1 protein-coding gene is annotated in these 360 nt (G+C 64.4%); it reads left to right on the top strand.

The features are described from left to right. A partial coding sequence (locus DW024_RS10345; protein WP_233541385.1) for a hypothetical protein occupies positions 1-360 on the top strand: 360 nt, incomplete at both ends.

Below are 360 nucleotides of genomic sequence, written 5' to 3'. Positions count from 1 at the left end.
CGGCCTCGCACCCGGGGGCATTTACGCCTTGGCCCTAAACGGCTTCGGGCAAATTGGGTACCCGATCGCCTTCTTCCATGACGGCGCGCTTACCACCACGACCGCGGGAAACGTCTTCACAGCCCTGCTTCTCGCGCTGCTTGCGGGCGGAACCTTGATATCCGTTTGCTCCGCCGTCCTATCGACCGCAACGAGGCGCGTCCTCGCGGGCCCCCTTACCTCCGCGCTGCTTGTCGCGGCCCCGGCATTCCCGTTGCTGTCCGATTCGGCACTGGAGCATAACGCCGCGCTCAATCTCCTGCCGCTGGCCGTGTTCTCGCCTATCGAGGCAACGGGTTACGTAGGATGCTTCCCGACAGA

The organism is Collinsella sp. AF37-9 (assembly GCF_003475115.1).
Classification (GTDB): domain Bacteria; phylum Actinomycetota; class Coriobacteriia; order Coriobacteriales; family Coriobacteriaceae; genus Collinsella.
The sequence above is the reverse complement of the archived record's forward strand: the minus strand, read 5'-3'. Positions and strand labels throughout refer to the sequence as shown.